Genomic DNA, 15481 nt, shown 5'->3' with positions numbered 1-15481 from the left:
CCTGTTCGGCCGGGTTGTCGGGGTGTTGCACCTTCTGGCGGATGGCGGCGCCGGCGTTGTCGGCAGGCTGTTGGGCGGATCGACTTCTTTCCTCAGGTGCGGATCGCGACTGATGACGGAGAGCCGTATGTGTGGTACCTCACTATCCTCGCCGACCTTTCCGGATGGTCGCGCCCGTCCCGATCTCCACCGCGCGGCGCTCGGCCGCGGAGCGCCCTCGAAGCGAGTTGTCTGAGCCACTCCACGCGCCGCTCACGCAACACGCTTCGGAGCGGCCCCCACCCGGCTCGCCGCGATCCGGGTCGCGTCAGAGGCCTCCGATTGTCACGTAGGCGGTGGTGACTATCGCTGCTGCTACGAGCGCGGCGGCTACGGTCTGTGCGGGGGTGTGGCCGTCCAGCTCGTCGTGGTCGTCCGCGGTGCCCGCCGCGTGGGCCTCTGCCAGCCGTGCCTTCCTTGTCTGGACGCGCGCCCAGGCGATGACGGGCACCGCCGCCCAGGTGAAGGCGAGCACCGGGCCGTACACGAACGTGACGACGGTGGCGCAGCTCGCCGCGGCCGCGACATGACCGCTGATTTTCCAGAACCGCGTGATGGCGGTGAGGATGAGCGCTTCGGTGATCATCGCGGCGTACACGGTGACGATGTCCTTCGGTGCGTCCGTCGCACGGAGCAGCACATAGCCGACAGCGACCGACGCGCAGCCGAACAGCATCGGCTGCATCCGTTTGCTGCGCTCCGGCACATGGTGGTCGGACCAGCGGCGCTGGCGGACGCCGAAAAAAACGAAACTCATCGGGACGACCGTGCCGAACAGGACGGCGATGACTCCCGAGAGAACGCCGTGCCCGAGATCTCGCGCGTCGTGCTGTGCGACCACCGCCAGCAGCGCGGTGACGAGCACGGTGGGCGCGGCGACCTCGGTGATGCCGAAGGCGAACCGCGTCGCGGGCGTCCGCTCCCCCGAGTTCACCCGCCTGCCCCGGCCGCCCGTGTCCACGGCCGTGCCTGTGGTCGTATCAGCGGACGGGTCCGGCGTCGTTTCTCCGGTCGTGTTCCGGTTCTTCTTTCCGTTATTTCCTCTGGTCGGGCTGCTTGTCGTTGTCGTCGTCACGGGATACCTGTCTGAGTCGGTACTTTTCGACGCGGGACGGATTGCGGCAAGATCGCCGGCGGCCAGGCGACCGGGGGAAGGACAGCCAGACACGGATGGACGGCTCGAACTGTCGATACCGCTCTCCGAACCGGTCGCGCCGGCCGATTCGATGCTAGACGAGTGGCGGCGAGGCACGGGGCAGCTGAGGAGCGCGGGCCGACAGCCCCCGGGTCAGAGTAGCGGATCAAGGCCGGCGGGCCCGGACGTCGAATTCGAACAGGGCCTTGTTTGAGTTCCGCTTGCGAATAACCTCCACCTCGACGTCGGCGTAGCCGAGCTCGTGCAGCATCAACGCATACCAGTCCTGAGCAGGGACACCGTGGCCGTAGAACGTCGAGTTCCCCACGATGTAGGAAACCTGCCCGCCGCGTTTCACCAGTGGTGTGACGGCCTGGAAGTGCAGCCACATGTCATGGTGGTATTTCCGCACATAGGTCGCCAGCAGCGGCCCGTTCCGGTCGCCGTCGGCCGCGATCCGCGCGCAGACGGCCTCCAGCGCGTCGTCGACCGGGGTGGGCGTGGCCGGCGTCCAGGAGCGCAGGTTGGACGTGGCGCTCCCCCAGGTGCCGCCGATCGCGCGCCAGTCCAGCTCACCGGCGTCGCCGGCGCGGTCGAGGTAGCGCAGCCAGTACATGTACGGCCGGAGCTCACGGATGTAGGACATCCGGTTCACGTAGGGCGGGCTGGTCAGCACGAGATCGGTTTCGCGCAGGTCCGGCACGACGGAGCGCGAGTCGCCCTCGTGGACGGCGGCGGAGCCCGGCAGCTCGACCCGGGCGGATTCGATCAGGGCTGCCGCCTCGGTGCCGAACAGCGCGATGGTGGCCGCGGCCGCGGCCGGGTCGAAGGAGCCGGGCCGGGTCTCGCCGGCGGCGGCCTTGAACGACATGGACTGATGATTGAAGGCCGCGTTGCTGACGGAGATCAGTACCCGGCACAGTGCGATCTGCAGGAGATCACCCGCCGGTCCTGAATATGCGTCGAGCGCCGCCCTGAGTGCGCGCAGCGCGTGCAGCGCCCCGGGGCTCCACCATTTCTCGATCCGGAAGATGTTCGGCTGCCACAACTCGGTGTCACGGCCCATGCGGGCGGCGGCGTCCCCGGCATCGGCGGCCGCGGTGGCCGCGTCCGCAAGGGTCTGCCGCGGGTATTGGCGGACCTTGGCCCGCCCCAACCAGACGAGGAAGGGATTGAGATCGGCGCTCTGGCCGTGATGGCCGAGCTCGGCCGCGGCGAGCGGGGTCGTCCCCGTTCCGGAGAACGGGTCGGTGATGACCGAGCCGGCGGGCAGGTGGGAGATACGCCCCCGTACGAGCCGGACTCCGTAGGCGGGCGTGAGCCGCAGCCAGCCATGCCGCCCTACGCCCCGGTTAGCCCGGAATGTCATGTGCTCGTTGCGCGCGTGGGACGTCCGGTCGGCTGTCGTACTCACGTGGCCTCCAGGAGAGGGCCGGCGGCGTGGGGAGAGCCCCGGCTCGGGGCTCCGCAGTATGCGCGAGGGGGCCCGGGACGCTTGCGCGGGGGCACGAACGGTCTGGGGCCGATCTGGCCTGGTCGCTGTCCTGTGCGCGACACCCAAACGATCACCATGCCGCAATGGCATAGCACGATCGGGTGATTTCGGTGGTGCCTTGCCACCTCCGGTGCGTAGTTCCCAAAAGCCCTTCAGAAAGCGACGGACCCTGACGAGGGCCGTCGCGGAGAGGTGTGTCTGGATGCGGCACGCGCTGGTCCTCGGCGGCGGAGGCGTGGCCGGCATCGCCTGGGAGATCGGCCTGTTGGTCGGTCTCGCCGAGGCGGGCGTCGACGTCACCGACGCCGATCTCGTCGTCGGCACCTCGGCGGGCTCCGCCGTGGGGACGATGATCAGCAGTGGCGCGGACCTCGACCTGCTGTACTCCCGGCAGATCGCTCCCGCCGACCCGACCGCCGAACCGACGGTGAATTTCGATTACGGCGAGCTCATGTCAACCCTGGCCCAGGTCACCGCGGGCTCGCGTGGCGCACGCGACGCCCGCGCCCGGATCGGCGCCTACGCGCTCGCGGCCGAGGTCGCCTCGGAGGAGGACCGCTGGCAGATCATCGCCGGGCGGCTGCCCGTCCGCGAATGGCCGCGGCAGCGCCTGGTGGTGACAGCGGTGGACGCCGAAACGGGTGACTGGGTGGCCTTCGACCGCGACTCGGGCGTCCATCTGGTCGACGCGGTCGCGGCCAGTTCCGCGCTCCCCGGTGTGTTCCCGCCGGTGACCGTGGATCACCGCCGGTACGTGGACGGCGGTATGCGTTCCGTGATCAACGCCGATCTCGCGGAAGGCCACGAACGGGTACTGATCGTTGCGCCCATTCTGGGCATGGGCATACCCACCGAGGTACGGCGGCTCGAACGCGCGGGCAGCCGGGTCCTCGTCGTGGCCGCGGACGAGGCGTCGCGGGCCGCCTTCGGCTCGAACATCCTCGATCCCGCGATCCGCGCCGCGTCCGCGCGGGCGGGGCGGAACCAGGCAGCCGCGGTCGCGGACAGCGTCCGCGAGCTGTGGAAGGACTGATCCGACAGGTCCGCGTACAGATACCCGTACGACAGGTCCCCGTACAGCAGATCCCCGTACGACAGGTCCGCGCACCGGCGCCGGCGGGCCGCCGAGCCCGCCGGCGCCGGCACGGACACGAACCCCGCCGACGCCGGCCGCCGCCGGCCTCAGATGTCCGCGGCGGCGGGGACGACCCGCTCACCCAGGACCCGCAGCGGCTCGACGTCCCAGATGTCGGCGACGCCGCCGATGGCCACCGAGATGCCGAGCTCGGCCAGTTCGCCGAGCTCGTCGAGGATGCGCCCGACGTTCTCGCCCGACTTGCCCGGGTCGAAGCGGTAGTAGCAGGTCTTGACGATCTCGTCGTAGTCGCGGCCCTCGGCGTCGCAGTGCCGGCGCAGGACGTCGAGCTTGTGCGGCAGGTCAGGGCCGGAGAAGAGGTTGCAGGCCTGCCCGTACTTCGCGACCAGGCGCAGCGTCTTCTTCTCCCCACCCCCACCGATCATGATCGGCGGGTGCGGCCGGGTGAGCGCGGCGGGCGAGTTGAGCGGCCGGGCGAGCTGGTAGTGCTTGCCCGTCCAGGGGCTCTCGTCGTCCGACCACATCCGAAGACAGATCTGCAGGGTCTCCTCGAGGCGCTCGAAGCGCTCGGCGACCGGGGGGAACGGGATGCCGAGCCCGACGGACTCCTGCTCGTTCCACGCCGCGCCGATTCCGAGCATCGCCCGGCCCCCGGAGAGCACGTCGAGGGTACTGATGATCTTCGCGAGGATTCCGGGCTCCCGGTAGACGGTGCCGGTCACCAGGGTCAGCAGGGTCGCCCGGCGGGTGTGCGCCGCCAGGAAGCCCAGGGTGGTGTAGGCCTCGAGCATGTCGTTCTCGGGCGGGCCGACCATCTCGATCTGGAAGAAGTGGTCCATCACCGCCAGGTAGTCGAAGCCGGCCTCGTCGACCTCACGGGCGACCTCGGCGAGCGCGCGGCCCAGGTCGGCAGGCCCCTCGGGCCGGGTGAAGTCGGGAATCTGTACACCAAGTCGCACTTCTTTTTCTCCTCCGGGAGCTCACCGCGGGCCGCGTCGCCCGCGACCATGTCCGGTGGACGTCCGCCCCACCCGGCGACGTTCCCGCATCGGCGGGACAGCACGGGCCGGCGGGCACGGCGCGTTCGCGTCGCCACCGTCCCCGGCATCAAACCCCACCCGCCCGCGCAGGCATTCCCCAACGGGCCAGCCCGCGCGCCGCCCACCCGGCCTCGTTCCGCCCCCCATGCCTGCCTTGCACACGCCTCACACCCGTGCCCCGCGGCCACGATCCGAGCACACCCCACGGCCGCGGGCCGGAGCCGCCGTCGGGCCTCCACGACCTATGGCCCACAGCGACGGGCGAGGTGGTGCGCACAACGCCCACCCAGGCACCCGGCCACGGACCACCACCCGTCGCGACCTGCCAACACCCATGTATGAGAATTCCTCTCATGTCCGGGCTTGTCAGTCGTCGCACCGGTCACAGCCTGTTCCGGCGACGCGACCCGGCGCGGTCCCGGTGGCGGGGTGCCCGGAACCGCCGTAGCCTTTTCTTTCGGGCGGATCGTTCCGACGGCGCGCCTGGGGGTGCCACGGCCCGCGCCCCGGCGCCCCGCGGTGCCGGCGGCCCACCCGCCGCGGGTGCGATCCCCCTACGACCGGGCCGAGACCGGCCCGGGTGTGCCGTGCACGCCCGCGCGCCGGCCGCGCCCATCGAGAGCGGTCCGGCCGCCGAGACCGGCCCAGTCATGTCGGTCACAGCGCCGCTTCCGCGATGCCCGCCCGGGCGCGAGCGCGCGCGTCAGTGCGCCGTCAGCCGGGCCAGGGCGCCAAGGTGGGGAGGAGACCTCTCCTGTACTCGACGCCACCTGGTCCAGCAGCCCGTCACCACCATGCGCGGCGGGCCGGTTCCCGGCCGGCCGGCCCGGATCCGGCGAGGTGACGCTTGACGATCTCGCCGCCGGCGCCACGCAGGTTCCGCCTGATCCGCCTGGCGCAGATGCTGCTGCTGCTCGCGGCCGTGCTGTTCGTGGCAGTCACGATCACCGGGACGCGGGGAAGTGAACCCGCCGTCGTCGCGCTGCGGTCCTTCGTCACGCTCGTCTCGGGGCTGCTGTGCATCCTGCGTGCCGTCCTGCTGCGCGGTGAGCGGCTGCCCTGGGCGCTGTTCGGCGCGGGGATCATCAGCTACGGCGCGGCCAGCGTCTACTTCAGTCTCGCGGTCAGCGGCCCGGCCGAGGGGGCAGCGGTCGAGGTGTCGGCGGCGGACGTCGGCTGGCTGCTTTTCTATCCGGCCTGCTACGTGGCCGTCATCCTGCTGCTGCGCCAGCGGGTGCTGCGGTTCCACGCGAGCGTGTGGCTCGACGCGCTGGTCGGTGTGCTCGGGGTGGCCGCGCTCAGCAGCGGCATCGGCGCGCGCCTCACCACGGACGGCCCCGCGGACATCTCCTCCGTCGTGGTCGGCCTGGTGTACCCGCTCGCCGACCTGCTCCTCGTCCTGCTGGTGGTGACGGTCTTCGGGCTGCTGCGCTGGCATCCCGGCCGGGTGTGGTGGCTGCTCGGCGGCGGGCTCGTCGGCTTCGCCCTCGCCGACTCGTGCGTGTTCGTGCTGATGGCGGACGGCGACTACGCGCCGGGCGGCCTGCTGGACATCGTCTGGGTGCTCTCCCTGTTGGCCCCGGCGTTCGCCGCCTGGCAGCGCCAGCCCTGGCGGAAGCCCGCGCGGATGTCCGGCTGGAGCGTGATCGCGGTACCGCTGGTGCTGACCGTCCTCGCGCTGGCGCTGCTGGTCATCGGGTCCATGATGGATCTTCCGCTGCTCACCGTGGTGCTCGCGGCGGCGACGGTCCTCACCGCGCTGGCCCGGGCGGCGATGACCTTCGTCGAGGTCCAGCAGCTCGCCGAGAGCAAGGTGCTCGCCCGCACCGACGACCTCACCGGCCTGACGAACCGGCGCGGGTTCATCGAGCGCCTGTCCACGCTCGAGGGGAACATCGCCGACGGGGACTCGTTCGCGCTGCTCCTGCTCGACCTCGACCGGTTCAAGGAGATCAACGACTCGCTGGGCCACCATGTGGGCGACGCGCTGCTCGTCGAGGTCGGGTCCCGCATCGCGGGGGCGCTGCGGCCCGGCGACCTGCACGCCCGGCTCGGCGGGGACGAGTTCGCCGTCCTGCTGGAGCACGCCGACGCCGACACCGCCCGGCGGGTGGCCGACCGCGTCCTGGTGGCGCTGTCCGGCGCCTTCGAGGTCGGCGGGATGACCCTGCACGTCGGCGCGAGCATCGGCGCGGCGCTCTACCCGGACCACGCCGCCGACGCACAGACCCTGCTGCAGCGGGCCGACGTCGCCATGTACGGCGCGAAGTCCGGCCGGACCGGGGTGGAGTACTACCGCCCCGGCGCCGAGGTGAACACGCTGCTGCGGCTGGACATGATCGAGTCGCTGCGCGCCGCGCTGGGCACCGGTCAGCTCGAGGTCCATTACCAGATCAAGGTCGAGCTCGCCTCGGGCAGGTCGCACGGCGTCGAGGCCCTCGTGCGGTGGCGCCATCCCACCCGCGGCCTGCTGACGCCCGAGTCGTTCGTGCCGCTGGCCGAGCAGGCCGGCCTGATGCGGATGCTCACGATCGAGGTGCTCGAGACCTCGCTCGCCCAGTGCCGGCGGTGGCGCGAGGCCGGCCTGGAGGTCGCCGTCGCGGTGAACCTCTCCGCCTCCGACCTGCTCGACCGCGCGTTCCCCGACCAGGTGCGCGGGCTGCTCGCCCAGTACGGGCTGCTGCCGTCCGCGCTCGAGCTGGAGATCACCGAGACGACGCTGATGCTGGACCGGGTACGCACCGCAGCGGTGCTCGGCGAGCTGCGCGAGCTCGGCGTGCAGATCGCCGTCGACGACTACGGCACGGGCTACTCCTCGCTGGCGTACCTCCAGGAGCTTCCGGTCGACATGCTGAAAATGGACAAGTCGTTCGTGACGAGACTCGAGGACGGATCCGGGCTGCGCCGCGCGAAGGCGGAGGCGATCGTCCGGTCGACGGTCGGACTCGCGCACGCCCTGGGCCTGCGGATCGTGGTCGAGGGCGTGGAGAGCGCGAGCGCGCTCGACAAGTTGCGGAACTACGGCTGCGACGTCGCCCAGGGCTACTTCCTGGGGCGCCCGCGGCCCGCGGACGAGGTCACGGCGATGCTGTCGTCACCGGTCGTCCGGGCAGCGGTCGACGCGGCCGCCGCCGAGGCGACGACGGAGGCGACGACGGAGGCCACGACGACAGCGCAGGCGGCGGCGGAGGTGGCAGCTGAGGTGGTCGATGTGTCCTCGGCGGAGGCTGCGGGCGAGACGGTCGCGGTGGCCCAGGCTGAAGCCCTTGCCCAGGCGGAGGCGGTCGCACAGGCGGAGGCTGCCGCCACGGCGGAGGCCGCGGCCAGGATCGCGGCCGAGATCGACGATCACGATGACGGCGGCACCGGCGCGCGAACCCCCGCGGGCCAGCTGTGGGGCTGACCCCGCCGCTACCCGAACCCCCCCGGTCGGGCTGGGATCATCCCCTGCTCGAGCCATACCTGGAGCGGGCAGCCGCCTACGGACCGGTGGCGGCGGGCGGGGGGCTCACCCCCCCGGCGCTGATCGGCGCCTACCGCCGCGGGGCCTTCCCCTGGCCGGCGGACGACCTCGCCGAGGCGGCCGAGCTGCGCGGAGCACTGCGCGCGGCGGCCGCGCGCGGCGTCATCCCGCTCATCGGCCACGTGCCCGAACGCACCGCCGGTGCGGCTGGTGCCGCCGGTGACGGCCCGGGTGACGACGTGGACCCGCCCTGGTGGTGCCCGGACCCGCGGACCGTCCTCGCGCCGGGCGAGATGCGGATCCGGCGCTCACTCATCATCCGGATGCGCAACAGCACCTGGACCAGCACGCTCAACGAGTGCTTCGTGGACGTCGTCCGGGCCTGCCGCCGCGACGGGCCGCACCAGTGGATCACCGAGCAGCTGATCGAGGGCTACGCCAGGCTCCACGCCCTCGGCTGGGCACACAGCGTCGAGATCTGGGACGGCGACGCGCTCGTCGGCGGGATGTACGGCGTCCAGGTCGGACAGGTCTTCATGGGCGAGTCCATGTTCCACCGGGCCTCGGACGCCTCGAAGGTCGCGCTGGTCGACTTCCTCGACCGTTTCGGCCGGGCCGGCGGCGCGCTGCTGGACGTCCAGCTGACGACGGCGCACCTGACGACACTCGGGGCCCGGGAGGTGCCGCGCGCGGAGTTCCTCGCGACGCTGCGGGCCGTCCGGGACGACGAGGCGCGGATGGTCTGCGACCGGCTGCCCGTCTCCCGCCTGGCGCCGCCGCGCAAGCCGGGCCCCGCCGAGACCCGCCCCCCGAGACGCCCACCGGCGCCGCCCGGGGAGCCCGCCGACCCGGGCCGGGCCGCGCGGTGACGGCCGGGCCCGGAGGTCGGGGCTCTGGCAGGGCGCTAAAACACTAGATCTTGCGCAGGAGCATGGCGAGGTTCCAGGTGACAACCTCACGAGCGCCGGGGACACGCAGGATGGCCTTCGCCCAGTCCGGCAGGTAGCGCGGCATCGCGTCGACGACGACCACGTCGGAGCGCTGGCGGGCCCAGGCGAGGGTGCCCGCGACGGACACCGGGAACAGCGTCTGGCCGAACCGGTTCTTCGGCGGGCGGCCCTGCCGCTTCTCGAAGCGGTCGGCGGCGCGGTCACCACCGAGGTAGTGCCACGGCGCCGTCTCGTGCCCGCCCCACGGCGAGAGCCAGTTCGTGTAGCTGAGGAAGATCAGCCCGCCGGGGCGGGTCACCCGCACCAGCTCCGAGCACATCCGCCACGGGTCGGGTACGTGCTCAAGCACGTTCGAGCTGTAGCAGAGGTCGATCGAGTCGCTCCGGAACGGCAGCTCGAGCGCGCTCCCGCGGATCCGGCCGGGCACATCGAGACCACCGGCCTCCATCTCGGAGACGTCGGGCTCGACCCAGTAGTACCTGGCGCCCGCGTCGAGGAACGCGGACCGGAAGTAACCGGGGCCGCCGCCGACATCCAGCACCAGCTGGCCGGACAGCGTCGTGTACCGGCGGAGCTGGCGGACGGAGTCGGCCGCGATGAGCGAGTAGAAACCGGCCGGGTCGACCGGCTCCTTGCGGTGCGCGCGGAACAGCGTGACCGACCGGGAGAGACCGAAGCCGGAGTACGGCAGGTCGCGCACGGCGGGCCGGTCCCCCGACGCCCGCCTGCTGGACGTCGACGCGCTCGACGTCGACGTGTTCGGAGCTGGCGTGTTCGGAGCTGGCGTGCTCGAAGCCGGCGCACTCGACGTCGGGCGGCTCGAGGCGGACGCGGTCTCGGACATGCCGGGGACGATAACACTGTGCCCCCACAGGGTTGTCCGCCCGTGGCGGCGCCCGGCGCAGCCGGCCCCCGATCAGAGCAGCCGGCCCACCGGCCTCGCCCGGTCGGCCGGCGCAGAGCGGGGGAATCTTCGCCATCGGTGGAAAAAGCCCCTTCTCCGAGCTAATGTGCAGACATAGGTCTTCGCCGTGCGCCACGATCTTCACAATACGATTCACGGCGCACCGGGCGGCACTCCGTCGTTTCTTTCGTTTCCCGTGACCCGGAGAGAATGTTTCCGGCGATCCTGAAAGGCCGGTGACGGCGATGGCGCCGATGCCCGCATGCCCGACCTGCGACCGGAAGTAGGAAGCCGGTGTCGCAGACCTCGGAATCCCTGCCCCCGTCCAGCGAACCGGTCCGCAGGCCAATGATCGACGTCCCGGCACCACCCACCACCGTCCAGACGGCATCTGTAACAACACCGCTCTCTCCGCAACAGATCTCCCCGCACCTGGCCGACCCCGCGGCGCCGGCCGCCCACGAGGCGCCGCCCGGGCCCGCGCCCGGGGCCGGAACCGGAACCGGAACCCCCAGTCACACCGGGACTCCCCCGGCCGGGCGCCCGCAGGCCCACGCCGGCGCAGGCATCCGCCACGTCCTGGCCCGGCCCTACGGCGTCATGGCGGAGATGGACCACATGCGCCGCCAGTCGCCGTTCTACGACTCGCGGGTGGACGAGATCGACGGCCGGCGCATTCGCATCGGCGACCGTTGGCTGATCGATTTCGCGTCCTGCAACTATCTCGGATTCGATCTCGACCGAGAGATCATCGAATCCGTTCCGGAGTATCTGGATCTCTGGGGAACCCACCCGAGCTGGTCACGCATCATCGCTAATCCACGACTGTTCGTGGAGATCGAGGAGACGCTGGCGGACCTTCTCGGCGCGCCGGACACGCTGTTACTCCCGACCATCAGCCATATCCACCTGTCGGTGCTGCCCGCACTCGTCGGCCAGGGCACCCTGTTCGTCGAGCTGCACGCGCACAGCTCGGTGCATGACGGCGCCACGATGGCGCTGGGCCGCGGCGCCACCGTCCGGCGCTTCCGGGAGGACCGGCTCGATCGGCTGGAACGCCGGCTGCGGGCATGTACCACCTATCCCCGGGTCGTGGCGATCGACGGGGTGAACAGCATGACGGGCAACGGCCCGCCGCTGGCAGAGCTGCTCGAGCTGGTCCGGGCGTACGAGGCCGTCCTGTACGTCGACGACGCCCACGGCTTCGGGGTCATCGGCGAGCGCGCGCCGGACGAGCCCACCCCGTACGGCCTGCGCGGCAACGGGATCGTGCGGCACCTGGGGCAGAGCTACGACGACCTGATCCTGGTCGGCGGGTTCTCGAAGTCCTACTCCTCGCTGCTCGCGTTCGCGACGTGCCCGACCGAGCTCAAGGACTTCCTGAAGACGATGGCCAACCCGTACATCTTCTCCGGCCCGCCCCCGGTCGCCTCGCTGGCGACCGCGCAGGTCGGGCTGCGGGTGAACGCCGAGCGGGGCGAGCGGGCGCGGGTGGCCCTGTACGGCCTCACCGCCCGCCTGCTGGCGGGGATCCGCGCGCTCGGGCTGACCACGCTGAACACCTCCGGCTACCCGATCATCGAGATCCCGCTGACCGACCCGGCGCGGGCCGACGCGCTCGGCGCTTTCCTCTACGAGCGCGGGATCTACGTGACGGTGGCGCCGTTCCCGCTGGTGCCCCGGGAGCAGGTCGGGGTGCGGATCCAGGTGACCGCGGCCAACACCGACGCCGAGATCGACACCCTCCTGGACGTCCTCGACGCGGCGGCGCGGCACTTCCCCCTCGCCCGGATCGGCTGACCGCCCGGGCGCGGCTGGCCCGACGGATACGCCCCGGGCCAGCCGCGTCCGTCACGTCAGACGCGGCTGGCCCGGCCGTCAGATCGGGCAGCCGCCGCGCCGTCAGATCAGGCGGAGCTGGCGGCCGGCTGACCGGCGACGTGCGGCGGCGGCTGTGCCCTGCGCGGTCCGCGTGCGCTTGTCGAGATGACGTCCGTCGATGGCGGAGAGGAACGCCGACGGGCCGGTGTCGGCCAGGTCGCCGCCGCGCCGGCGCCGGGCGGCATGGGTGAGGACGAGCTGGCGGCGGGCCCGGGTCATCCCGACGAAGAGCAGCCGCCGTTCCTCCGCCTCGGCGTCGGCCGACGGGCTCGACCCACCCCAGCGCAGCGGCAGCAGGCCGTCCTCGCAGCCGACGATGATGACGAGGCCGAACTCCAGCCCCTTGGACGCGTGCAGCGTGAGCAGGGAGATGCGGTCCGCCCGCGGGTCGAGCCCGTCCACCTCCGTCGCCAGGGTCACCGAGGTGAGGAACGCGCCGAGATCGTCCCCGGCGACCGCGGCCGCCGGGGCGAGCAGCTCCGCGGCGCGTCGGATCTCCGCCTCGCTCGGCAGCCGTCCCGCCGGGACCCCGCCGGGCTGAGCGACACCGGGCGCGAGGGCGGCAGCGGTGCCGAGCTCGGTGCCGGCGGCCGCGGCGAGGTCGGTGAGCCGCGCGGCCGCGTCCCGCAGCAGCGCGGTGACCGTACGGGGCGCGGTGTCACGGCGATCGCGCAGCAGGGCGAGCACCGCGGCGACGGCCGGGACGTCCGCGAGCGGGGTGTGGGCATGCTGGCGGAACGGGAACCCGCGGCGCACCAGCGCGTCCATCACCGGCTCGGCCTGGCGCGCCGTCCGGTAGAGCACCGCGATGTCGGCGAACGACAGCCGGCCCCGCTCCGAGCCGTCCACGCCCGAGTCGAGGGAGTGGAACGAGGTGCCGCCGAGGGCCTCCTCGATCAGGTCGGCCACGGCGATGGCCTCCTCGGCCTCGCTCGCGCACTGCCGGACGACGACGGGGCCGTCCTCGTCCAGGCCGGTCACCGCGCGCAGCTCGCGGCCGGGCACGAAGGTGGTGGGCGCGATGGCGTCCAGCGCGGCGCTGACGATGGTGGGCGTCGAGCGGTAGTTGCGGGTGAGCGAGACCCGCCGGGCGCCGGGACGGTCCTGCTCGAAGCGCAGGAAGAAGCCGACCTCGGCGCCGCGGAAGCTGTAGATCGCCTGGTCGGGGTCGCCGATCGCGCACAGGTCGGCCGCGGGCGGGCAGAGCTCGCGCAGCAGGCCGTACTGCACCTCGTCGATGTCCTGGAACTCGTCGACCCAGACGTGCCGCCAGCGCCGCTGGTACTCGGCCGCCAGGTCCGGGTTCGACCGCAGCAGCCCCAACGGCAGCGTGAGCAGGTCGTCGAGGTCGACCATGTTGCGATCACGCAGTGCGGCGTCGTAGCGGGCGAGCACCCCGGCGAGCGCGTGGTCCCGGTAGGTGCGCCCCAGGGCGCGCTGCCGCTTGAGCTCGGCCAGCTCCGCCGCGGCACGGCGCCGCGCCTCGGGACCGTCGGTCCCGTGCATCGCCTCGTCGATCAGCTCCCCGCGGATGGCGTCGTCGGCCACCTGCACCCGTGGCGCCCGCGCGAGCGCCACATGCTGCTCCCGGATGATCAGCAGGCCGAGGCCGTGGAAAGTCGTCGCCAGCGCGCCGGCACCGGGCCTCCCCGTGTCTCCTGGTGCCTCGTCCACGGCCGCACCGCTCGTGGACGCCGCATCTGTGGGCGTGCCGTCCGCGGGTGTGCTCTCAGCACGCGTCCCGGCCGGGCCTGGCGCAAGCAGAACATCGAGCCGTTCTCGCAGCTCGCCGGCAGCGCGGCGGGTGAACGTGACCGCCAGGCACTGCTCGGCGGGCACGCCGAGCTCACGGACCCGGTGCGCGATGGCGTGCACGAGCGTGCGGGTCTTCCCGGTGCCGGGGCCGGCGAGGACCAGCAGCGGCCCGCCGACGTGCTCGGCCGCGCGCCGCTGGTCGGGATCAAGCCCGTCGAGCACCGACGGCGGGCCGCTGCGCTCCACCGCGTCATCGCCCGGGAACAGGTCACCGGCTTCGGTGACCTTGGCGACGTCGGTAGCTCCGGCGGCCTGGGGGACCTCGGCTGCTTCGGCGGCACCGGGCGCGAGCGCGGTGCCGCCCCGGCCGGCGCCACGGCCCCGGCGGATGCCGGCCTGCGGCGCCGTCGCGAGGCCGGGGGTGCCGAGGTCGAACAGCGTGCCCGCGTCGGCGGTGAGCTCGTCGGGCTGGAAGAGCCGGATGACGCCGTACTCGCCGTCGAAGCCGGCCTGGCGGATCACCTCGCCCCGGCGCAGCCGTCCGATGCCCTCGACCAGCGTCGGCGAGCCCACCTCCGCGATCGCGTCCAGCGGGACGTCCGAGAGGATGCCGAGTTCGGGGCCGAGCCGGGAGACGAGGGTGCTGACCTGCGTCGCCACCGACTTGCTCTTCGGCCCGACTCCGAGGATCTCGCCGACGATCTCGGGCAGGGCCACCAGCGACGTGACGTCACCCGCCGTGTCAGGTCGGTGCACTTCCGTGCGGTCGGCGAGCGTGTCCACCCGGTTGAGTACGCCCACCGTGAGCGGACGCCCGCACTCGGGGCAGATGCCGCCGACCGCGCGGGTCTGCTCCGGCGTCAGCGCCACTCCGCATTTGCGGTGGCCGTCGTGGTGGTACTTCCCCTCCTCGGGGAAGAACTCGACGGTGCCACCGAACCCGTCGCCGGTGCGCAGCGCACTGAGGATCGAGAAGTAGTCGGGCTCGCAGGTGAAGGCGGTGGCCTCCCGCCCGAGCATCGGCGGGGAGTGCGCGTCGGAGTTGCTGACCAGCCGGTAGCGGTCCAGCCCGGAGATCCGCCAGAACATCTCCGGGTCCGCCGACAGGCCCGTCTCCAGCGCGAAGACGTGCTCGGCGAGGTCGGCGTAGCAGTCCTCGACAGCGTCGAACCCGGATTTTGAGCCCAACACGGCGAACCAGGGCGTCCACACGTGCGCGGGGATCAGGTAACAGCCCTCGCCGGCACCGAGCGTGATCTCGAGCAGGTCACGGGAGTCCAGGCCGAGGATGGGCCGTCCGTCTGCGGAGAGATTGCCGATTCGGGCCAGTGCGGACGTGATCCGACCGGCCGATTCGCGATCGGGCGCGTAGAGGAGGTGATGAACCTTCCTTGTACGGTCGCCTCGCTTGTAGATGGTGGAGATCTCCGTAGAGATCATGAATCGGGTCGCGGTGCGGCACGACGCGGGCAGCGTCGCGAGCACGTCACGCTCCAGGTCGGGACGCAGCCGGAACAGTCCCGGCTCCGCCGGCACCAGCTTGGTCGCGAGCTCCTGCGACCAGGCCGGATGGGTGAAGTCGCCGGTCCCGACGACGCGGATGCCTTTTCGGGCCGCCCACCACGCCAGATGCTCCAGGTCGCAGTCGCGGCTACAGGCCCGCGAGTACCTGGAGTGCACGTGGGTGTCGGCAAAGAACCGTGACCTCACGGATGCGTATGTT

9 protein-coding genes are annotated in these 15481 nt (G+C 72.2%); 4 read left to right on the top strand and 5 right to left on the bottom strand.

The window, feature by feature from the left end; translation table 11 throughout:
- Positions 1-307: 307 nt before the first annotated feature.
- Positions 308-1000: a hypothetical protein gene (locus AC559T_RS13550; RefSeq protein ID WP_235013939.1), complete on the bottom strand. Its 693-nt coding sequence runs from the start codon at positions 998-1000 to the stop codon at positions 308-310.
- 340 nt (positions 1001-1340) lie between these two features.
- The gene (locus AC559T_RS13545; protein ID WP_071059398.1) at positions 1341-2543 is read right to left on the bottom strand and encodes a DNA methyltransferase; all 1203 of its coding nucleotides are present in this window, start codon (positions 2541-2543) and stop codon (positions 1341-1343) included.
- A gap of 328 nt (positions 2544-2871) precedes the next feature.
- Between AC559T_RS13545 and AC559T_RS13540 the strand changes: the two genes are divergently transcribed.
- Entirely contained in the window at positions 2872-3702 is an 831-nt protein-coding gene (locus AC559T_RS13540) for a patatin-like phospholipase family protein (protein ID WP_071059397.1), read from the top strand.
- A 149-nt stretch (positions 3703-3851) separates the two neighbouring features.
- On the opposite strand, the gene AC559T_RS13535 is transcribed toward AC559T_RS13540, so the two are convergent.
- A complete protein-coding gene (locus tag AC559T_RS13535; RefSeq protein WP_020458637.1) occupies positions 3852-4724 on the bottom strand; it encodes an LLM class F420-dependent oxidoreductase in 873 nt (290 codons plus the stop codon).
- Positions 4725-5652: 928 nt separating this feature from the next.
- On the opposite strand from AC559T_RS13535, the gene AC559T_RS13530 reads away from it, so the two are divergent.
- Together AC559T_RS13530 and aat are read left to right on the top strand one after the other, a co-directional pair.
- Positions 5653-8208 (top strand): putative bifunctional diguanylate cyclase/phosphodiesterase, encoded by a 2556-nt coding sequence (locus AC559T_RS13530; protein ID WP_498868918.1) that lies wholly within the window; start codon positions 5653-5655, stop codon positions 8206-8208.
- Positions 8199-9137, top strand: a complete 939-nt coding sequence (aat, locus tag AC559T_RS13525; protein WP_498868917.1) for a leucyl/phenylalanyl-tRNA--protein transferase — start codon at positions 8199-8201, stop codon at positions 9135-9137. The genes AC559T_RS13530 and aat overlap by 10 nt, the downstream gene beginning before the upstream one ends.
- A 43-nt stretch (positions 9138-9180) precedes the next feature.
- Here the strand turns inward: aat and AC559T_RS13520 are convergent, their stop codons facing one another.
- Entirely contained in the window at positions 9181-9918 is a 738-nt protein-coding gene (locus AC559T_RS13520) for a class I SAM-dependent methyltransferase (RefSeq protein ID WP_020458633.1), read from the bottom strand.
- Positions 9919-10470: 552 nt separating this feature from the next.
- On the opposite strand from AC559T_RS13520, the gene AC559T_RS13515 reads away from it, so the two are divergent.
- Positions 10471-11922: an aminotransferase class I/II-fold pyridoxal phosphate-dependent enzyme gene (locus tag AC559T_RS13515; protein WP_498868926.1), complete on the top strand. Its 1452-nt coding sequence runs from the start codon at positions 10471-10473 to the stop codon at positions 11920-11922.
- Between the two features lie 102 nt (positions 11923-12024).
- On the opposite strand, the gene AC559T_RS13510 is transcribed toward AC559T_RS13515, so the two are convergent.
- On the bottom strand, positions 12025-15468 hold the full coding sequence (locus tag AC559T_RS13510; protein ID WP_498868916.1) for a UvrD-helicase domain-containing protein: 3444 nt from the start codon (positions 15466-15468) through the stop codon (positions 12025-12027).
- Positions 15469-15481 lie beyond the last annotated feature (13 nt).

It is taken from the genome of Frankia sp. Hr75.2, assembly GCF_949319125.1.
Taxonomy (GTDB): Bacteria; Actinomycetota; Actinomycetes; order Frankiales; family Frankiaceae; genus Parafrankia; species Parafrankia soli.
Note: the sequence above shows the minus strand (reverse complement) of the source record. Positions and strands in the feature narration are given on the sequence as shown.

Coding starts and splice junctions, on each gene's coding strand:
- AC559T_RS13545 (WP_071059398.1), bottom strand. CDS start 2,543: ATGACATTCCGGGCTAACCGGGGCGTAGGGCGGCATGGCTGGCTGCGG.
- AC559T_RS13540 (WP_071059397.1), top strand. CDS start 2,872: ATGCGGCACGCGCTGGTCCTCGGCGGCGGAGGCGTGGCCGGCATCGCC.
- AC559T_RS13515 (WP_498868926.1), top strand. CDS start 10,471: ATGATCGACGTCCCGGCACCACCCACCACCGTCCAGACGGCATCTGTA.